Raw genomic sequence first — 19,699 nt, forward strand, 5'->3', positions numbered from 1 at the left:
TTCCCTAGCTTGTATAGAATTAATTTAATAGTGAGATTGTAGTGATAGCGTGTGTGCTCACTATAGTTATTAAGGTGTGTTGTTTGAAACCAAATAATATGCTTTCTTTGCCAAGCCCATGGCGAATCTTTACCCCAGCGCTTAGCAATTGCAGCCTGGATTATTTTCGCTTGCTGAAGATGACGTTTACGGGTTGCAGATGCTCCAGACAGTACCCTACTAAAAAGAGGCCCATGTCGAATGTTTTGGTCATCCTCGGCCCCCAATGTAGGCCGATAGCACGTCGATACGATCGTGCCCCAGTTCATAGCTGATTTGACTCCGAGCCTTACGATCAAGGTTTCTGTCAACTTGGCAGCATTGGCCGCCGTTAATGGGCGCGCGATGTTGAGTGTTTTGCTCATAGCGGTGACATGCGTATGCCGCTCGCAGCTCATGGAAGCCTTTGAGGTTGTGTGCGTGCAGGATGTCCCGCGCAGGGCGGATGACTTCTTGCAGAACAATCAGGTAGCTTTCGCTAGGCGCAATCAGGTTGCGGCTACCTGTAGGCGACACCTGCCGTGCGAATCCAAGCGCACCTTGAACATGTTCGTCCACCGCAATCCAACGTGGCGCTGAGGCACCGGCGCGGCCGCCTTTGGTGCCGTCTTGGATATTGATCTTGTCGAAGGCTTCAGCCTCACGACTTAGCCGTGGCAAGTCAGCCAAGATGGCTTCACGCAAGCGCATGCCGGTGGCTCGCGCCAGCAGAACAATCGCTGCGGCCCGTTGCTGATGTTCGCGACAAAGCGCATGGACGATCTGCTTAACCTGCTCGCGGTCTTGGCCTTGCGGAGCCGATTGGCGAACTCCGGTGCGCTGCATTCCCAACGCCTTGCTCGGACTGGGCAATTTCACACACTGATCACCGCGCAGCGCTGCCATTGTCCTGTTAACGCTGGATAGGCGGTTTTGTGCGGTGCTGATGGCGAGGCTACCGCACTCAACCGCATCGCGCAGGTACGCCGCATAGTCCGCCAATACCTTCCGATCAATCTGCCGCGCATCATTGATACCGGGCCCTTGTTCGGAGCGGCACCACTTCACGAATGCCTGCCACCGATCACAGTGCGCCTTCACCGTGCCGTAGTGGCCGCCGCCGAACATGTCTTTCAACGCCTGCGGTCCTGCATAGCTCAGTTGCCTACCGTAGCCGAAATTACGGCCATCGCGTCTACCCACCAATGCCATGTCGAATCACCTCATCGCCTGGTCTCCGATCCTCGCCCCACGTCAGCCCGCCAAGAATGTTGAGTGTTATCAGGGATCAAGGCCCCTGCGACCTGTGGGGAATGTCCACTACGCGGGACTGGCGGCTCCTTACGTCCGGGAGCAAGGGCATCTCATGATCTGGCCTCCTGAACACCGTTACCGGTGGGCGGGTGGAGGCTGCATTGGCTGACGAGACCAGTGCCGCGAGATCCTGAGCCATGTGCAAGCAGCAATGCGATGACCGGGGCGTGCCTGACTGTCAGTCAGGTGCAGTCCATTCCTTGGTCTGCGGCACCATCATCTACATCGCTGTTGCTAGTGACATCGGCGTTTGTCACGGCGATTGTCACGAGGGGGAATGCCGCAAAGCCTTGTGCGATCAGGGCTGCAGCAGTGGTAGAAGTGCCCGTCTCTTTCCGCAGAAAGAGACGGGCACAGGTTGGCGCAATATTCGGCCAAGCGGATAGGTTGCTGCAGGGCAGCGAGGTACGGTGTATCTGGCGCACGAGCGCTATATGTGTAAGAGCATCCATCACATGGGTAGTGACCGGGCGAGCTGCCGGATGCGAATCGCCTTTGGGGAGAACCACCGCAGGAGCGGCGTGACCTTTAAGGTTCGGGTCACCTGGGGTGCTGTCATCGACAGCGCTTGCAACTCCCGGTCTACGCCTGTGGACAATGTTCGTCAAGCAAAGCGATTTCAGGGATTTAGCGCCTGTGGATAAAACTATCCCCCGGTGGACATCTGTGGTTTTCCACAGACGTACGCTGTGCCAGCAGTTTTTTTTCTTAAGTATGGTCCTTTCAAACGGGGCGGCTTTGCAGCCCCGTTTGAAAGGACCCGCGCGGAGGAGCTTCATGCGGTGCTGTGGGTAACTTCACAGCTAAATGAGATGGTGGTGCGGCGGGTTACTCGGTCCTCTTGGCACTGCGCAGGCGCGTGACGTTCTCGCCCGTCTGCTTGGCAAACTCGTGCGGCGTCACATGGTCCTCGCGGTTCGCCTCCAGAAACCGGCTCCACCAGGTCATGATCATCCGGCGCTCTTCGAGGAACTCGGCCTTGTGGGTATAAGCGGCCCGTACGTTGTTGCGTTCCTTGTGACTCATCTGCCGCTCGATAGCCGTCTCCGACCACAGCCCGGACTCGACCAGCGCACTGCACGCCATGGCTCGGAACCCGTGGCCGCAGATATCCACCTTGGTGTCATAGCCCATCGTCCTGAGCGCGGCATTCACCGTGTTCTCGGACATCGGTTTCCACGGTTTGGCATCTCCCGCGAACACCAGGTCGAACTTGCCGGTGATCGCGTGGATCTGCTCAAGCAAGGCCACTGCCTGCGGCGATAAGGGTACAACGTGAATGTCCCCGGCCATCTTCGTACCCCTTGTGGAAAACGGTACGCCGTCGAGCGCCGGGCGAGTGTCGGGGATCTCCCAGATGCCGCGATTGAGATCGAACTCGTTCCAGCGGGCGAAGCGCAGCTCGCTGGAGCGTACGAATACGTGCAGCGACAGCATCACGGTAAGGCGTGTGAGTGGACGACCTTTGTAGTCGTCGATGCGAGCTTGCAGCTCTGGCAGCCGCGATAAGGGTAGTGCGGGTCGATGTGTAACCCGTGGTGCTCTGATTGAGCCGTCAAGGTCGTGAGCCGGGTTCGCGGTGATCAGCCGCAGCCGTTTGGCTTCGCGCATGATGCTTTGAAGGTAGTTCTTGATCCTAAGCGCCACGTCGATGGTGCCGCGTTTCGTCACGGCTTCTAGAGGCTGCATGAGGTCGTGGGTATCGAGCTCGACGATTGCCCTGGCACCAAGCAAAGGGAATACGTGAGTCTTCAACCGGCTGAGTACATTCTTGGCGTGGCCCGGCGCCCACTTGGGCACCATCCCGGCATACCAATCGAGCGCAACGCTTTCGAAGGTACGGCCATTGATTACGGCTTGCACCTTGGCCTGCTGCTTGGATTGGATGGGGTCAATGCCGTTGGCGAGCTGCTGTTTGAGCTCGAAGCGCTTGTGGCGAGCGTCAGCCAGCCCGACCACCGGGTAATTGCCGAGTGAGGTCAGGCCCTCGCGACCATCGGGCTTCACGTACCTGAGTCGCCAGCCTTTGCGACCGTTGGGCTTCACGAGCAGGTAAAGGCCATCGCCGTCAAAAAGCTTGTACTCACGTTCGCGAGCCTTTGCAGTGCGGCAGGCGTTGTCGGTAAGGGGAGCCGTTGTGCGAGCCATAAGGGTACTTTCCAATGTCGAATTGGTAGGTATCCTTAAAAGTACCCTTATTAGCGCTGGCTACCCTCGGAATCCGACGGAACGCCAAAACGAAAAAACCCGCCAGAAGGCGGGTTTTTCGGGGGTTCCAGAGATTTTTGAAAGCTTTCTATGGAACCTTGAATGGTGCCGGCACCAGGAATCGAACCCGGGACCTACTGATTACAAGTCAGTTGCTCTACCATCTGAGCTATACCGGCAATGGGGCGTCATTATAACGATCGGTTGGCGCCTGTAAACCACTTCGTTGCGAATGTTCGCAAATGACCTAAGTCACCGACCTGAAAGAAGAATTTTCCTACCAGCCGCGATGGATGGTGGTGACGCTTGGCTCGGTTTTGCCCGGGTTGAAGAACAGCTTGTCGTTGTCGCAGCCGCGCTTGCGGCAGGGGCTTTCCGTGCGCAGGGGCAGGCCGTTGTCGCCGCCCAGCTGCATGCCGGGGTGGTTCCAGCCCAGGCTGCTGCTGGGGTGGGGAGCGGTGCCGCTGGCGCAGCCGGTCAGGGCCAGGGTGAGGGTCAGCAGGGCGAGGGGCTTGGTCTGGGTCACGATGGTCGGGTCCGTTAGTCCATGTCGGTTCTGGCGCAACGCCAGAAGGTCGCGGGGCTGGCGGGCAGCGCGCGACGTCACTTTTTAATGATTTGGGGGGCGGATGATACACCGTTGGGCGGGATCAGCGGTGGGGCTTTAGCTTTTTGTTGCCTGTTCTGGCCTCTTCGCGGGTGAACCCGCTCCCACAGGGATATCACTGTTCTCAAGCCATGTGTGATTCCTGTGGGAGCGGGTTTACCCGCGAAAGGGCCATCAGCCGTACGAAAATTCTGAACTAGGGGGCTAATGGCTTCAGGGTTCGGATGCTTCGGAACTATCCTACGCGCGCCGCCGAAGTATCGCTGTTGTCGGGGAAATGGCTCACGGATACCGTTTTCGGGTCGCTCTGGCGACCGGGTGTGAGAACCCAAGTCGAATAAGCGCTACCCCTTTTTGGTGGCCGTACGCGGGCAGACTTTGGTCTGGCCGGGCTTCCTTATTCGACCGGTTTCTCACCCCGCGTACGGCTGCCACCCAAATCCGTGAGAAAGATTTCTGGCAGTCCCCTCCCCGAGTAAGGATTTGTGCCATGAAGAAAACCATCATCGAACCCATCACCACCGCAGGCGTGGAAACCTTCCTCGCAGCCGGTAACCCATCCCTCAATCTTCTACGCGTCGAGCCCGGCGTCCCCGTCGATGCTGCCTATGAGCATGTCTCGATTCTGATGGGCTACATCAAGCACCTGGTGCGCGAGGGGGATATGGAGGATGACCATAAATTCCTGGGTGCCGCCGATTATCTGTGCGACATGGCCAAGGCGCTGATGAACGATATCGAGATTGCCAAGAACAAGGCGCATTGAACCCTTATGCGGTCAGTGTGGGAGCGGCCTTGTGTCGCGATGGGCCGCAGGGCGGCCCCCGTTTTTGGCGTATTTGCAGATATTGCTGGGGCTGCGTTGCAGCCCTTTCGCGACACAAGGCCGCTCCTACAAGGCACCGCGCAAATCAGGCCATTCTGAGTAAGGCTTTAGACGCAGTCGCCAACCACAAGAAATGTTTATGCACAAGTGGCATCGGCGTCTTGCGCGAAAGGCATGCCGGATCAGTACACCGCCTGTCTTTGCGCAAACGCCTGTTTTTACTGGCCTTGACGGGCAAGCCGGAATAAGCCAAGCGTTTGAAATAGCGCTTGGATCCAACAGGTAATCACAAGCTTGTTCACAGAGTTATCCACAGGTTGTGCTGCGGCTAACAGTCGCGTTCGGCAAGGATTAGCAGGTTGCGCGGGGTGAGTGGGTAGTCGCAGAACAGTCCAAGTCGCACGTTGTAGCCTTGTTCTTCGAGGAACAGGGCGCGATCGAGTACCAGCCACAGCTCCAGCGGCCGGCGGAACAGGTTGCGCACGCGCTCCAGGTTGCGGACTTCGGCCAGGCGTTGCCAGCCTGCGGCTTCCAGGGCTGCCCAGTCCGGGTTGCCAGTCAGCTGCAATTGCTTGAGTTCGGCCAGGTCGCGGCAGTACTGCTCGAAGGGCTTTTCCAGCCAGGCCACGGGTAGCGATGGTGTCGGCAGGTACTCGTCGGTCTGGCGCTGCTGGCGTTGCAGCAGGTCGAAGCCCAGGCGCCGGGCCATCGAGGTGTCGCGCTGGCGTCGTACGCGGGCGCCGGCGGTAACGGTTTCGCTCAAGGGCAGGCCCAGGTCGTCCAGTGACAGCCGCAGGCTGGAGGCTTGCGCGGCTGTGGATAACGCCTGGTACTGCTGCGTCGCGATGCGGTTGTAGCAGCAGGGGGCTACGGCCAGTTGCCGGCAACCTTGCTGGCTGGCCAACTGCATCAGGCGCACATGCAGGTCGCCACAGGCGTGCAGGGCGACCACGCTTTTGTCGCCAGCAAGGTGGCGGGCACTGTCGTTGGCCATCACGTCCTGGTGCACATGCTGCGCCGGCAAGTGGTGGTGCGCGCTCAGGGCCTGGCCGGCGGCGACCAGTTCGGCATCGTATTCCAGGCAGGTCAGGTGTTGGCCGGGTTGCAGCAGGCGGCGGCCCAGGTGGCCTTTGCCGGAGCACCAGTCCAACCAGTGATGGGGCGGTTCGCGGAAGGCCAGATGGCTGGCGAAGGCTTCGATCTGCTGCCATTTGCGGCCGGGGACGGCGACGTCGAGGCGGTGCGCGGCGGTAGGCAGATCGGTTTTCGGGAGGTTACCGAGGGCCGAAAGCTGTCGGGCTTGCTGGGCCAGTTGCGGGAACGGGGCGGGCAATGGGGCAGCGGTGGTGTCGGTTTCGGCGTCTGCCAGGGAGCATTGGCGCAGGTGGGCGGCAAGCTCGGGGTGGGCGGTTTCCCAGGCTAGTTGCAGGGTGGTGAAGGGGCGGGGTTTCCACAGCTGCTGGTGCTCGATCAGGAACTGGTCGAGGGCCTGGAAGCGGGTGCTTAGGTGGGGGCTGTGGAGGTGGTTGGGCATGGCAAGGATATGTGTGGATTTGAGGGCCTCTTCGCGGGTGAACCCGCTCCCACAGGTATAGTGCACAGCTTGAGGGCTGTGGGGTCCCTGTGGGAGCGGGTTTACCCGCGAAGAAGGCTAAGTGGTCTCAGCGGCCCTGGCAGGCATCCACGCGCAACCAACGCTCCAGCAGCTTGAAGCCCTGCACCAGCACGAACGAGATCACCAGGTAGAACACCCCGGCGGCAAAGAAGATCTCTACTGGCAGGTAGGTGCGGGCGATGATGGTACGGGCCATGCCGGTCAATTCCAGCAGGGTCACGGTACTGGCCAGGGCGCTGGCCTTGAGCATCAGGATCACTTCGTTGCTGTACGCCGGCAGGCCGATGCGCGCGGCGCGTGGCAGCATGATGTAGAACAGCGTCTTGCCCCGCGACATGCCCAGCGCCCGCGCCGCCTCGATCTCACCCTTGGGGATCGACTGCAGCGCGCCGCGCAGGATCTCGGCGATGTAGGCAGCAGTGTGCAGGGTCATGGTCAGCACGGTGCACCAGAACGGGTCGCGCAGGTACGGCCACAGCGAACTCGTACGCACCGCGTCGAACTGCGCCAGGCCGTAGTAGACCAGGAACAGTTGCACCAGCAGCGGCGTGCCACGGAAGAAGAAGATGTAGCTGAACGGCACCGCGCGCACATACCAGTGGCGCGAGGAACGGGCGATGCCCAGCGGAATGGCCAGGATCAACCCGGCAACCACCGCGATGGCCACCAGCTCCAGGGTCAGGGTCGCACCCTGGGCCAGGCGTGGCAGCCATTTGATGATGACTTCCCAATTCATTATTCGGCCCTCGCAAAGCCGCGAGCGGCGCGTTTTTCCATGAAGTGCATGCCGGTCATGGCAATGATTGTCAGGCTCAGGTAGATGCAGGCCGCGACCATGTAGAAGGTGAACGGCTCTTTGGTCACGGTCACGCCGATTTGTGCGTGGCGCATGATTTCTTCCAGGCCGATTACCGATACCAGCGCGGTGTCCTTCATCAGGATCATGAACAGGTTGCCAAGGCCGGGCAGGGCGATGCGCCACATCTGAGGCAGGATGATCCGCGACAGGATGCGGCCTTTGGACAAGCCAAGCGCCAGGCCGGCTTCACGGTGGCCCTTGGGGATCGCCAGGATGGCGCCACGGAACACTTCGGTGGCGTAGGCCCCGAAGCACAAGCCCAGGGCGATCACACCCGCAGCGAAGGCGCTGAGCTCCAGGCCCGGCATGTTCAGGGCTTCACCGAGGGCGTTCATCAAGCCGACGGTGCCGAAATAGATAAGCAGTACCCACAGCAGTTCGGGTACGCCGCGAACCAGGGTCGAATAGAAGCCACCAAGCCATTGCAGCGGCTTGATCGAGGAAGTCTTGGCCAGGGCGCCGAGCAGGCCCAGGACCAGGCCCAGCAGCAAGGCGCAAAGCGCCAGTTTTACGGTCATCAGGGTGCCGGCCATCATGGCCGGACCGAATCCGTGCAGGTCGATATTCATGGGCAGGTCATTCTAGGGACTGGCGCGCCGCAAGGGCGCGCCGGTCGGGGCGGATCATTCGATGCTGAACGGGAAGTACTTGTCGTTGATCTTCTTGTACGTGCCGTCGGCCTTGATTTCTGCCAGGGCCTTGTTCAGGTCGTCGCGCAGTTTGGTGTCACCCTTGCGCACGGCAATGCCGATCTTGTCGCTGTCCATCACCGGCTCGCCCTTGAACTCGAAGTTCGAGCCGTCTTTGCTCTTCAGCCACTCGTACTGCACGTACTTGTCGGCCAGGATGCCGTCGATGCGGCCGGCAACGAGGTCAAGGTAGGCGTTTTCCTGAGTGTCGTAGAGCTTGACGTCTACACCCGGGAAATTGTCTTCAAGATAGGTGCCAGCCAGGGTGGCGCGCTGGGTACCGATCACCTTGCCCTTGAGCGAGGCCTTGTCGGTCTTGAAGTCGACGTTTTTCGGCGCGATGAACTGCAGCTTGTTGGAGTAGTACGGATCGGTGAAGTCCACGGCCTGCTTGCGCTCGTCGGTGATCGACAGCGACGAAACCAGGAAGTCGAACTTCTTGGCGTTCAGGGCCGGGATGATGCCGTCCCAGTCGGAGGTGACGACCGAGCACTCGACTTTCATCTTGGCGCACAGGGCGTCACCGATGTCTTTGTCGAAGCCGACCACGTTACCGCTGGCATCCTTGTTGTTGAACGGTGGGTAGGCGGCTTCGATACCCATGCGCAGTTTTTCTGCGGCCAGGGCGTTGGCCGACATCACCAGCGTGGCAGCAGCTGCCAGGAGGAATTTCTTGTAAGTGTGCATGTATTGCTCCGTTAGCGGTGGCTGGACATGAATTGCTTGCAACGCGCCGAGGTCGGGTTTTCGAAGACCTGCTGCGGCGATCCCTGCTCTTCGACCAGGCCCTGGTGCAGGAAGACGACTTCACTGGACACATGGCGGGCAAAGCTCATCTCGTGCGTCACCAGCAGCATGGTACGGCCTTCTTCGGCCAATGCGCGGATAACGTTTAGCACTTCCTGGACCATTTCCGGGTCGAGCGCCGAAGTTGGCTCGTCGAACAGGATGACCTTGGGCTTCATGGCCAGGGTACGGGCAATGGCGGCGCGCTGTTGCTGGCCACCGGAAAGCTGGGCGGGGTAGCTGTGGCGCTTGTCGTAGATGCCCACCTTGTTCAGCAGGGCTTCGGCGGCTTCGATGGCCTCGGCCTTGCTCTGGCCGAGCACGCGGCGTGGCGCCTCGATGATGTTGTCGAGGATCGACATGTGCGGCCACAGATTGAAGTTCTGGAAGACGAAGCCGATCTCGCTGCGCAGGCGGTTGATCTGGCGGTTGTCCGCGGCGACCAGGTCGCCGTTCTTAGCGGCCTTGAGCTTGAGGGCTTCACCGGCGACCAGGATTTCGCCCTGGTGCGGGTTTTCGAGCAGGTTGATGCAGCGCAGCAGGGTGGACTTGCCGGAGCCGGACGACCCCAGGATGGAGATCACGTCACCGTCGCGCGCGGTCAGCGAAATGCCCTTGAGAATTTCCTGCTCGCCGTAGCGTTTGTGCAGATTGCGGATTTCCAGCGCGGGCGTGGCCTGAGCCATGTGCGGTCCTCATGTGTACGGGTGCGTTCCCAGCTGTTGGCGGCCTTCCTGGCGTGCGCCACGCTAGCATAGCGGCATTATCACGGCCAACAGGGTCGCTGGGGACTCGGGGCGCTGGTGGGGCAGTTTGTCGCATCGTTGCAGCGCAACGTCGCGCGGATGTCCGCGAAGGCATCGCCCAGCACCAGAGCCTTGATGAAAAAAGGCGCGATGGTGCCAGCTTTGGCCCGCTCATGGAAGCGGTTTTAGACCTTTCGCGGGCATGCCCGCTCCCACAGGTTCTTTAAAATGCCCAAATGGTTGCGCCTGACCTGTGTGAGTGAGTATGCCCGCGAACGGGGGCGGTCAGGTGCCGAGGTTGTACCTGCAGGTTGCACTTTTTGGCATTGCAGTGGTGCACGGGTGTTACCGGGGAGCACCTTTGGTGCGTTTGTAAGTGAGTATTTCAGTAATCCGATGATTTGGCGGCCTTTCGGTCAGCCATTGGCCGAAAGCCCTCCAAACCGCATACCAAAAGGCTCGCAGACTTTTCTGACGAATGCATTCAGCACATGGCGCGCTTATTGCCAGTAGGAAACCGCCGATTGCAGCGACGCCCAGGTCAACCCCAGGCGCGCTCCGTAACCGCAGTCGGAGTGGTCCACTCCTTACAAAGGTAGTTTTAATGAGCGGTAACAATTCCAATGACCTCGCTCAGGGGCTCAAACAACGGCATGTGACCATGCTGTCCATCGCTGGCGTCATCGGTGCCGGCCTGTTCGTTGGCTCCGGCCACGCCATCGCTGCTGCCGGCCCGGCCGTGCTGCTGGCTTACGCTGCCGCCGGTACGCTGGTCGTGCTGGTGATGCGCATGTTGGGCGAAATGGCGGTCGCCTCGCCTGACACAGGTTCGTTCTCGACATATGCCGACCGCGCCATCGGGCGTTGGGCCGGTTTCACCATTGGCTGGCTGTACTGGTGGTTCTGGGTACTGGTAATTCCGCTGGAGGCCAACGCCGCCGCGGCCATCCTGCATGCCTGGTTCCCTGCGGTCGACCTGTGGGCGTTCTCCCTGGTCATCACCCTGGCGCTGACCCTGACCAACCTGTGCAGCGTGAAGAACTACGGCGAGTTCGAGTTCTGGTTCGCCCTGCTCAAGGTGCTGGCGATCATCGGCTTCATCGCTGTGGGGTGTGCTGCCTTGTTCGGCTTCGTGCCGAGCAGCCAGGTAAGCGGTGCCAGCCACCTGTTCGACACCCAGGGCTTCATGCCTAACGGCCTGGGCGCGGTGCTAGCAGCCATGCTGACCACCATGTTCTCGTTCATGGGTACCGAAATCGTTACCATCGCCGCTGCCGAGTCGAAGGACCCGGGCAAGCAGATCAGCCGCGCCACCAACTCGGTGATCTGGCGTATCTGCCTGTTCTACCTGGTGTCGATCTTCCTGGTTGTGGCACTGGTGCCGTGGAACGACCCGGCCCTGGCCGAGACCGGTTCCTACCAGACCGTGCTGAGCCGCATCGGCGTGCCGAATGCCAAACTGATCGTCGATATCGTCGTGCTGATCGCCGTGACCAGCTGCCTGAACTCGGCGCTGTACACCTCGTCGCGCATGCTGTTCTCGCTGAGCAAGCGTGGTGACGCCCCGGCCATTGCCCAGCGCACCACCAAGTCGGCTACCCCGCATGTGGCGGTTATGCTGTCCACTGCTGCTGCGTTCCTCTGTGTGTTCGCCAACTTCGTGGCCCCGGCCCAGGTATTCGAGTTCCTGCTGGCCAGCTCTGGTGCCATTGCGCTGCTGGTGTACCTGGTGATCGCCGTGTCGCAGTTGCGCATGCGTGCCCAGCGTGAAGCCCGCGGCGAGAAGATCACCTTCAAGATGTGGCTGTTCCCGGGCCTGACCTGGGCGACCATTGCCTTTATCATCGCCATTCTGGTGGTAATGGCGCTGCGTGAGGACCACCGCGCCGAAATCATCGCGACCGCACTGCTGAGCATTGGTGTGGTGGCGGCTGGCTTGCTGGTGCACCGCAAGCGTGAAGCTGCCGGGCGGGTGGCGCTGGATAACTGATCTGCGCTAGCTGAAATGAAAAGGCCGCGTCCTGTGAAGGGCGCGGCCTTTTTTGTTGCCTGTACTGGCCTCTTCGCGGGTTTACCCGCGAATGGGCCGGGGCAGGTCACATGGCCTTGTCAACCAAACTGCTTCTGCTGCTGTTGCTGCTTGGCAACCAGTTCAGAAGCCGCCACATAAGCTGCCTGGAACTCATCGCTCTCCAGCCAGGCCATGGTGGCCTCTTCGTCGGCCCCGTCCAGCCATTTGCGGTAGGCATTGAACACCAGCACGATGTAGTCGGTGGCGTGTTCTTCCTTGTGCCCCTTGAGCACCAGGGCCAGCAGCGGGTCTACCAGAAACACCGAAATCATCGGCACCAGGCCGCCTTCCTGGGCTTCCTTCATCTTCTTGAACAGTGGGTCGTAGCTGCCCGATTCCATGGCCTTGTTATACACCTGCTCGATGCTGGCGCTGTCGCCGGCGCTGGCCTTGACTGCCTGGCCGCTGCGTACCATGCGGTTCTGCTTGGCCTTGCTGGCGGCGCGCTTGGCGCGTTTCTGTTGCTTGGTGGGGGTGGCCATGGGGTGAATCCTTGGTGGGGCGGAAATTGCGCGTATTGAAGCGCAGCAGGCACGCCGATTCAACTGGCCTGCGGCTCTGCCTCATCTTCCTCGAAACCTCGCGATGCGCGCCCGACCAGCAGCGCATCCGGTGCATGCGCCACGCTGTGGTCCTTGCCCGGGTAATCCAGCGAATGCAGGAAGTGCCGGATGCAGTTGATCCGCGCACGCTTCTTGTCATCGGACTTGATCACGGTCCATGGCGCATCGGCAGTATCGGTATGGAAGAACATCGCCTCCTTGGCAGCGGTGTAGTCGTCCCACTTGTCCAGCGACTTGATATCGATGGGTGACAGCTTCCAGTGCTTCAGTGGGTCGTCCCGGCGCGAGATGAAGCGGCGCAGCTGCTCTTCGCGGTTCACCGAGAACCAGTACTTGAACAGCAGGATGCCGCTGTTGCACAACATCCGCTCCAGCTCCGGGGCCTGGCGCATGAATTCCAGGTATTGCAGCGGCGAGCAGAAATCCATCACCTTTTCGACCCCGGCGCGGTTGTACCAGGAGCGGTCGAAGAACACCATTTCGCCCGCTGTGGGCAGGTGCTGGATGTAGCGCTGGAAGTACCACTGGCCTTTTTCCTGCTCGGAAGGCTTTTCCAGGGCAACGATGCGCGCACCGCGAGGGTTGAGGTGCTCCATGAAGCGCTTGATGGTGCCGCCCTTGCCTGCGGCATCGCGCCCTTCGAACAGGATCACCACGCGCTGGCCAGTTGCCTTAACCCAGCTCTGTACCTTCAGCAACTCGATCTGCAGTGCGTGCTTGGCCTTTTCGTAGTCCTGGCGACGCATGCGGGTGCGGTAGGGGTAGCTGGCCGGCAGGCGGGCCGAGGTGCTGTCTTCGTTGCTGCCCTTAGGGGCGGTGGCGACTTCCAGTGCTGCAGGTTGCTGGCTGATGCTGGTGATCGTCGGCTCCGGCTTGCGCTGGCGTGGGCGGCGCATGCGGGCTGTGGTGATGGCGGGCTCGCTGGGAGCGGGGAGCAGGAGGGGGGATTCTTCGCTCATGGAGGTCCTTGCGGGTCGGGTCGGATGTCCATGCTCCATGCTATCGAGAGTTGGCGGCTGCCTCGTTGATGCGGGTCAATGGCTAATGGCCTGGCGCCACCGTGTCATCGGTTCCACCTGTTGTGGGCTGCAAGCGCCAAATAGGCTGCGTAAGCCTCGCACGGTGTGGGGCACTTGAACTGGAGGTTACACATGAAGCACTACTTTTATCTCAACTTCATCAGCTATGACGAAGACGGCGAGGAGGTGGGTTACCGCTCGGGAACTCTGCCTGCTGACAGCTATCGGGTGACCGCGGCGGACATCAAGAAAATCGCCGATTCGGTCCCGGGCCAGACGCTGCATTTGTTGAGCGTCTCCTACTTGGGGCAGATGACGCAGAGTGAGTATGAGGGTTAAGCGTTTTTTGTAGTGCGGCCCCCCCTTGATGAGGCGGGGGCTTTCCTGGAGGACAAAAACCACAGACAACAAAAAACCCGCACTAGGCGGGTTTCTTGTTGTCGCTTCGGGTAACTTTGCAACCACCAGAAGCTTGAAGGTGGTGCCCAGAGACGGAGTCGAACCGCCGACACGAGGATTTTCAATCCTCTGCTCTACCGACTGAGCTATCTGGGCGACGAGGTGAATTAAATAGACTTTCAGACCGCTCGTCAACGACTTTTTGAAAAAATTTTAAATTAATTCCGTCGCTTACGTTCCGTGGGGTCATTCCGAGGGTGGAACGTAGCCTTCCGCCTGGGCGTATTCTTCGCCGGCAAAAAACTTGTCCATCTCGCCCTGGAGGAATTTGCGGTCCTCGGCGTTCATCATGTTCAGGCGTTTTTCGTTGATCAGCATGGTCTGGTGCTTCTGCCAGTCGGCCCACGCTTTCTGCGAGATGTGTTCGAAGATGTCCTGGCCCTTGGCGCCGGGGTAGGGCGGGCGTTCCAGGCCTGGCAGTTCTTCTTTGTACTTGCGGCACATCACGGTGCGGGTCATCGGGCGTCTCCTGCAATCAGTTCGTCGGCCGCGCGTTTGAGCAGCTTTTTCACCGGGGCGGCGAGGCCCAGGCGCGGCGGGGTGGCGAGGTTATACCAGAGCCAGTCGGCCTCGGCCACGTGCTGGCCGACCGGGTCGACGCGCACCAGCCAGGGCTCGATCGCCAGCTGGAAGTGGCTGAAGGTATGGGTCAGGCCGTCCATGGCGCGGCTGTCAGCCAGGCGAAGGCCGTGTTGGTAGGCCAAGTCGTCGAGCTGGGCGATGTCGTCCAGTTCCGGCAGGCTCCACAAACCACCCCACAGGCCGCTGGACGGGCGGCGGTAAAGCAGGATGGCGCCTTCGTGGTTGGCCAGCAGCGGCATCAGTGTGCGGCGTTGCGGCAGTGCCTTGCGCGGCTTGGGCTCGGGGTAGCGGGTTTCCTCACCGTGCAGGTGCGCTTCGCAGCCTCGCTGCAGCGGGCAGATCAGGCAACTGGGCTTGCTGCGAGTGCACAGCGTGGCGCCCATGTCCATCATCGCCTGAGTGTAGTGGTTGGCTCGCTGCTGCGGGGTAAAGCGTTCGGCCGTGGCCCACAGCTGGTTGGCCACCTTGGGCTCGCCGGGGTAGCCAGCCTGGGCGGTGTAGCGGGCCAGCACGCGCTTGACGTTGCCGTCGAGGATCGGTGCGCGGATGCCCATGCTGATGCTGGCGATGGCACCGGCGGTGGAGCGGCCGATGCCAGGCAGCTCGGTGAGCTGCTCGACACTGCGCGGGAATTCGCCGCCATGCTGTTCGACCACGATCTTCGCTGCCTTTTGCAGGTTGCGTGCCCGGGTGTAGTAGCCCAGGCCCGTCCACAGGTGCAGCACCTCGTCCTCCGGCGCCTCGGCCAGGGCCTGCACGGTCGGCAGGGCCTGCATGAAGCGGTCGAAGTAGTTGAGCACGGTGCTGACCTGGGTCTGCTGCAACATGATTTCCGACACCCACACCCGGTATGGGTTGATGCCCTGTTGCCAGGGCAGGTCGTGCCGGCCGTGTTCGTCATACCAATCCAGCACAGCGCTGGAGAACTGCTCGGGGCTCATCGCTTGAACAGCCCCTTGAGCGCGTCTTTCAATTCAGGGCTCACTTTGTCTCCGAGTTTTTCATCGATCTTGTCCTGCAGGCGGTTGCCGGCCAGCTTGGCGGCAACCTTGCCCAGGCCGTCCTGGTCCAGGCGACAGGCTTTGGCGCCCAGCTCAAGCGGGCCGCGGCAGCGCAGCGGTATTTCGACACCCACATAGCGTTCGTTGACCTGGCAGGCCGGGTCCGGCATGGCGCGCTGGTCGCCTTCGACGACCACGCCAACGTTGTAGTCCATGCCCAGTACACGCAGGTCGAGGTCACCATGGCCATTGACGGTCAAGCCCGGAATGCGCGCCTTGAGGTCCGGGTTGTTGGCAACGCCATTGCGCACCACCAGGCTGCCGCGCAGTTCCTGGAACGGGGTGTCCTTGCCGCGTGGCTCGCCGGTGAGCGATTTGCGGTTCAGCGTGGCGATGGCCTTGCACAGCTGCTGTTCCAGGTTGGCATTGACCAGCACGCCGTCGTTGATGACGAAGTTGGCGTTGCCGTTGAGGGTGTCGACCAGGGCCTTCTGGCTGTTGCCGGTGGCGGTCAGGTCGCTGGCCAGGGTCAGCAGGCCTTTGACCGGTGGCGTCTGTTCCTTGCCCTCGGTCTTGATGAAGTGTTCCACCGGCACCCGCTGGATGCTGGTGTTGACGCCCAGTTGCGGCACGGCAGGGCGCACGTCGACGGTGCCCTTGGCCTCGAAGGTGCCGTTGTACAGTTCACCGCGCAGGGTTTGCAGGGTCAGCAGGCCGCCCTGGCCGGTGGCCTTGAGCTGGGCCTCTTCGATCGGCAGTTTGTCCAGGGTCAGCGAGCCGAAGGCCAGGTCGGCCTGCAAGTCCAGGGCGCGCAGGCGGTCGACCGGCAGCAGCTTGTCGTCGCTCCAGGCGACCTGGGTCGGGGCGTTGGGAAGCGGCGTGGTGCCAGGGCCGGCGACCGCGCTGGCTTCCTGTTGCTTGACCTCGGCCTGGCGCGCGGCAGTGGCGCCCTTGGCCTCTTCACTCTTGGCCGGCAGGTAGCGGTCGGCGTTGAAGGTGTCGCCCTTGAGCTGCAGGCGCAGGGCCTGTTTGGCGAAGTCTTCGACGGCCACGCGGCCACTGAATGTGCTGTCATCCAGCTTCACCGCCAGGTCTTCCAGGGCCAGGCTGTTCGGCGTGCCCTGCAGGCGGGTGACCAGTTCCAGCTTGGCGAAGGCCGCCGGGTCGTTGGTGGCAGGCAGCGGGCGGCCGATGCTGTCGAGGAAGGTGCGCAGGTCGAACTGGGCGATGGACAGGCCACCGCTAAGCTGTGGCGCCTTGTCCAGGTCACGCAGGTTCAGTTCGCCCAGGGCGCGCAGCTGGTTGGCCGAGACTTTCAGGCCGTTCCACGAGGCGACATTGGCGGCCAGGTCGACCAGCACCTGGCCTTGGGCAGCGAAGGTCACGGTCTTGCCGCCGGTGGGCTCGCCCGAGGTTTCGCCCGACAGGCGCATGTCTTCGAAGTTGTAGCGCTTGAGCTTGCGGTCGAAGCGCAGCTCGCCGGCCAGTTCGGTGCGGGCCTTGATGTTCGGCTGGCTGGCACTTAGGAAGGCGCTGGCCTTGAGCGGAATGTTCGCCCCTTCGTGGACCGGGCCGGTGCTCAGCTGGATACTTTCGGCGCTGTAGCTCTGGCCGGTCTTCGCATCGGTGTACTGCACGCGTGCGTTGTTCACGGTCAGGCTGTCGATGTCCAGCTTGACGGCGCGTTCGTTGCTGGCGACCGGTGCCGACGCCTGTTCAGCTGGTGCCTGGGCCGGTGCACTGGCCTGCGTATCGGCGCTGGTGCCGTTCTGCGCGGACAATGGCTTGCCGATGTCTTCCCAGTTGCCATGGCCCTGTTCGTCACGGGCCAGGGTCAGGTTCAGGCCCTCGACGCGCACGTCGCTCATTTGCACTTCGCGGCGCAGCAGTGGCAGCACACGCACCGACAGGCCGAGCATCTGCAGGTCGGCGAACGGCTCCTTGGGTTTGTTCAAGGTGGCAATGCTCGCTTCGTGCAACTCCAGGCCCAGCCACGGGAACAGGCTCCAGCCGATGTCCCCGTTGAGGGTCAGCTCGACGTGAGCCTTGTCACGTGCCAGCTGGCGAATCTCGTCTTTGTAGTCGTTGGGATCGAAGAGGTGGGTCAGGGCGAAGCCCAGCGCCACGATGATCAGCAGCAACCCGAGAAGCCCAAGTCCCAGGATTTTGCCGAACGCTTTCATGGGCGAGTCCTTGTAGTCCGTTTTTGAAATTCAGGCGCCAGAGTATAGCGCCGCAGTGGTTGCCCCTGCGTATTCGACCAGAGATACGAGACATTTCCTATGCGTGCATCAGATGGTACGGCTTTCGACAGCCATGATTTTGTCAGTTCCGAACGTGCGGCCTGAACTGGCCCTATCGCCGGCAAGCCAGCTTCCACAGGGATCGCGCTGTTCCCGAGGTAGGTGGGGTACTTGTGGGAGTTGGCTTGCCGGCGATAGGGCCGGTACAGGCAACATGACCGTTTCAGCCGAGCAAAAATTAACGATATCAGATTGCTTTCACGCTGCTTGATGCTGCTACCCTTGCGCCGCTTTGCCTGCACCCTCCCTATAAGAAGGATCTGATCCATGAGCAGTACCGTCGCGGCGGGGACCTTGGCCAGTGCGCCAGGCTTCCTGTCGAAGGAGCGCATCATCGCCCGTCCGGGCTTCAACCGCTGGCTGGTCCCGCCGGCCGCCCTGGCCATACATCTGTGCATCGGCATGGCCTATGGCTTCTCGGTGTTCTGGCTGCCGCTGTCGCAAGCCCTTGGCATCACCGCTCCAGTTGCCTGCGCAGCGGACATGGGCTTCATGGCCCGTATGTTCAGCGCCGAATGCGATTGGCCGATTTCCATGCTGAGCTGGATCTACACCCTGTTCTTCGTCTTCCTCGGTTGCTCGGCGGCCGTGCTGGGTGGTTGGCTGGAGCACGCGGGCCCGCGCAAGGCCGGCCTGGTGTCGGCACTGTGCTGGTGCGGCGGCATGCTGATTTCAGCGATTGGCGTGAAAACCCACCAGCTGTGGCTGATGTGGCTGGGTTCCGGCGTAATCGGTGGTATCGGCCTGGGCCTGGGCTACATCTCGCCGGTTTCGACCCTGATCAAGTGGTTCCCGGACAAGCGCGGCATGGCCACCGGCATGGCGATCATGGGCTTCGGTGGCGGGGCCATGGTCGGTGCACCGCTGGCCACCGCGCTGATGGGCCATTTCGGCAATGCGCAGGAAGTGGGCGTGTGGCAGAGCTTCGTCGTCATGGCGGCGATCTACTTCGTGTTCATGACCGCCGGTGCCCTGGCGTATCGCGTACCGCCCACCGGCTGGAAGCCAGAAGGCTGGAGCGCCCCAGTGAAGAAAGCTGGCAATACCATGGTCACCGACCGCCACGTACACGTCAGCGTGGCCTGGAAGACCCCGCAGTTCGCGCTGATCTGGCTGGTGCTGTGCCTGAACGTGTCGGCCGGTATCGGCATCCTCGGCATGGCTTCGCCCTTGTTGCAGGAAGTGTTCGCCGGCAAGCTGCTGGGCAACGGGCTGAGCTTCAGTGAGCTGAACAGCGCCCAGCTGGCGCAGATTGCGGCGATCGCCGCCGGCTTCACCGGCCTGCTGAGCCTGTTCAACATCGGCGGGCGGTTCTTCTGGGCGTCGTTCTCGGACTACATTGGCCGCAAGAACACCTATTTCGCCTTCTTTGCCTTGGGCGTGGGCTTGTACAGCCTGGTGCCGAACATGGGGCACCTGGGTAACGTGGCGCTGTTCGTGGCGGCGTTCTGCATCATCCTGTCGATGTACGGTGGTGGGTTTGCCACGGTACCGGCCTACCTGGCCGACCTGTTCGGCACGCAGATGGTCGGCGCCATTCATGGCCGCCTGCTGACTGCCTGGGCAGCGGCGGGGGTTCTGGGGCCGGTGCTTATCACCTACCTGCGCGAGTACCAGTTGGCGGCAGGGGTGGAGCGTGCAGCTGCCTATGACATGACCTTGTACATCCTCGCCGGCCTGTTGGTGCTGGGCTTCGTCTGCAACATGCTGGTGCGGCCGGTGGCCGACAAGCATTTCATGAGCGATGCCGAACTGGCTGCCGAGCGGGCGTTGAGCCATGACAAGGGCGCCGACGGGGCGCGCTCGCTGGAGTGGAAGGCGGCGCCGGGTAGCCTGCCACTGGTGCTGCTGGCCTGGGCAGTGGTGGTCGTGCCGTTGGCCTGGGGCGTTTGGATTACCCTGCAGAAGACGGCTGTGCTGTTCCATTGATCAGTGGTAAAACCGGCTGACTTCGCTGGCTGTACCGGCCCTATCGCCGGCAAGCCAGCTCCCACAGGTACTGCGCAGGCCTTGAGGGCAGCGCGGTCCAAGTG

At 61.6% G+C, this 19,699-nt stretch carries 17 protein-coding genes and 2 tRNA genes; 4 read left to right on the forward strand and 15 right to left on the reverse strand.

The window, feature by feature from the left end; all coding sequences use genetic code 11:
- Positions 1–249 precede the first annotated feature (249 nt).
- The 4 genes from IRZ77_RS22865 to IRZ77_RS22880 form a co-directional block, all read right to left on the reverse strand.
- Positions 250–1,230 (reverse strand): integrase domain-containing protein, encoded by a 981-nt coding sequence (locus tag IRZ77_RS22865; RefSeq protein WP_196174479.1) that lies wholly within the window; start codon positions 1,228–1,230, stop codon positions 250–252.
- Between the two features lie 930 nt (positions 1,231–2,160).
- Positions 2,161–3,480 (reverse strand): tyrosine-type recombinase/integrase, encoded by a 1,320-nt coding sequence (locus IRZ77_RS22870; RefSeq protein ID WP_196174480.1) that lies wholly within the window; start codon positions 3,478–3,480, stop codon positions 2,161–2,163.
- Positions 3,481–3,643: 163 nt separating this feature from the next.
- Positions 3,644–3,719, reverse strand: a tRNA-Thr gene (locus tag IRZ77_RS22875).
- 98 nt (positions 3,720–3,817) lie between these two features.
- On the reverse strand, positions 3,818–4,066 hold the full coding sequence (locus IRZ77_RS22880; RefSeq protein WP_135003131.1) for a hypothetical protein: 249 nt from the start codon (positions 4,064–4,066) through the stop codon (positions 3,818–3,820).
- A 571-nt stretch (positions 4,067–4,637) separates the two neighbouring features.
- Here IRZ77_RS22880 and IRZ77_RS22885 point away from each other — a divergent pair.
- Complete coding sequence (locus IRZ77_RS22885) at positions 4,638–4,913, forward strand: DUF3077 domain-containing protein (RefSeq protein ID WP_013970482.1); 276 nt, start codon at positions 4,638–4,640, stop codon at positions 4,911–4,913.
- A 388-nt stretch (positions 4,914–5,301) separates the two neighbouring features.
- Here the strand turns inward: IRZ77_RS22885 and IRZ77_RS22890 are convergent, their stop codons facing one another.
- The 5 genes from IRZ77_RS22890 to IRZ77_RS22910 form a co-directional block, all read right to left on the reverse strand.
- On the reverse strand, positions 5,302–6,507 hold the full coding sequence (locus IRZ77_RS22890) for a methyltransferase (protein WP_196174481.1): 1,206 nt from the start codon (positions 6,505–6,507) through the stop codon (positions 5,302–5,304).
- A 127-nt stretch (positions 6,508–6,634) separates the two neighbouring features.
- Positions 6,635–7,324, reverse strand: a complete 690-nt coding sequence (locus tag IRZ77_RS22895) for an ABC transporter permease (RefSeq protein ID WP_153671282.1) — start codon at positions 7,322–7,324, stop codon at positions 6,635–6,637.
- A complete protein-coding gene (locus IRZ77_RS22900; protein WP_025337363.1) occupies positions 7,324–8,016 on the reverse strand; it encodes an ABC transporter permease in 693 nt (230 codons plus the stop codon). Before IRZ77_RS22900 ends, IRZ77_RS22895 begins: the two co-directional genes overlap by 1 nt.
- A 54-nt stretch (positions 8,017–8,070) precedes the next feature.
- Positions 8,071–8,823: an ABC transporter substrate-binding protein gene (locus IRZ77_RS22905; protein ID WP_108481436.1), complete on the reverse strand. Its 753-nt coding sequence runs from the start codon at positions 8,821–8,823 to the stop codon at positions 8,071–8,073.
- A gap of 11 nt (positions 8,824–8,834) precedes the next feature.
- Positions 8,835–9,608 carry an ABC transporter ATP-binding protein gene (locus tag IRZ77_RS22910; RefSeq protein ID WP_003257472.1) on the reverse strand — a complete coding sequence of 258 codons (774 nt, stop codon included), beginning with the start codon at positions 9,606–9,608 and terminating at the stop codon, positions 8,835–8,837.
- Positions 9,609–10,272: 664 nt separating this feature from the next.
- On the opposite strand from IRZ77_RS22910, the gene gabP reads away from it, so the two are divergent.
- A complete protein-coding gene (gene gabP, locus IRZ77_RS22915; protein ID WP_046614503.1) occupies positions 10,273–11,658 on the forward strand; it encodes a GABA permease in 1,386 nt (461 codons plus the stop codon).
- Positions 11,659–11,777: 119 nt separating this feature from the next.
- On the opposite strand, the gene IRZ77_RS22920 is transcribed toward gabP, so the two are convergent.
- Both IRZ77_RS22920 and ppk2 read right to left on the reverse strand, forming a co-directional pair.
- Entirely contained in the window at positions 11,778–12,221 is a 444-nt protein-coding gene (locus IRZ77_RS22920; RefSeq protein WP_013970488.1) for a hypothetical protein, read from the reverse strand.
- Between the two features lie 59 nt (positions 12,222–12,280).
- Positions 12,281–13,261, reverse strand: a complete 981-nt coding sequence (gene ppk2 / locus IRZ77_RS22925; protein WP_046614502.1) for a polyphosphate kinase 2 — start codon at positions 13,259–13,261, stop codon at positions 12,281–12,283.
- 192 nt (positions 13,262–13,453) lie between these two features.
- Between ppk2 and IRZ77_RS22930 the strand changes: the two genes are divergently transcribed.
- Entirely contained in the window at positions 13,454–13,660 is a 207-nt protein-coding gene (locus tag IRZ77_RS22930) for a hypothetical protein (protein ID WP_046614501.1), read from the forward strand.
- Between the two features lie 140 nt (positions 13,661–13,800).
- Here the strand turns inward: IRZ77_RS22930 and IRZ77_RS22935 are convergent.
- From IRZ77_RS22935 to IRZ77_RS22950, 4 genes are all read right to left on the reverse strand, one after another.
- Positions 13,801–13,876, reverse strand: a tRNA-Phe gene (locus IRZ77_RS22935).
- 90 nt (positions 13,877–13,966) lie between these two features.
- Positions 13,967–14,239, reverse strand: coding sequence for an oxidative damage protection protein (locus IRZ77_RS22940; RefSeq protein WP_003257478.1), 273 nt, complete (start codon positions 14,237–14,239; stop codon positions 13,967–13,969).
- Complete coding sequence (gene mutY / locus IRZ77_RS22945) at positions 14,236–15,303, reverse strand: A/G-specific adenine glycosylase (RefSeq protein WP_013970490.1); 1,068 nt, start codon at positions 15,301–15,303, stop codon at positions 14,236–14,238. Before mutY ends, IRZ77_RS22940 begins: the two co-directional genes overlap by 4 nt.
- A complete protein-coding gene (locus tag IRZ77_RS22950; RefSeq protein WP_196174482.1) occupies positions 15,300–17,546 on the reverse strand; it encodes an AsmA family protein in 2,247 nt (748 codons plus the stop codon). The genes mutY and IRZ77_RS22950 overlap by 4 nt, the downstream gene beginning before the upstream one ends.
- Before the next feature lie 387 nt (positions 17,547–17,933).
- Here IRZ77_RS22950 and IRZ77_RS22955 point away from each other — a divergent pair, with 387 nt between their 5' ends.
- Complete coding sequence (locus IRZ77_RS22955) at positions 17,934–19,595, forward strand: OFA family MFS transporter (RefSeq protein WP_015268635.1); 1,662 nt, start codon at positions 17,934–17,936, stop codon at positions 19,593–19,595.
- The last annotated feature ends 104 nt before the right edge of the window (positions 19,596–19,699 follow it).

Source organism: Pseudomonas pudica (genome assembly GCF_015680405.1).
GTDB classification, from domain to species: Bacteria; Pseudomonadota; Gammaproteobacteria; order Pseudomonadales; family Pseudomonadaceae; genus Aquipseudomonas; species Aquipseudomonas pudica.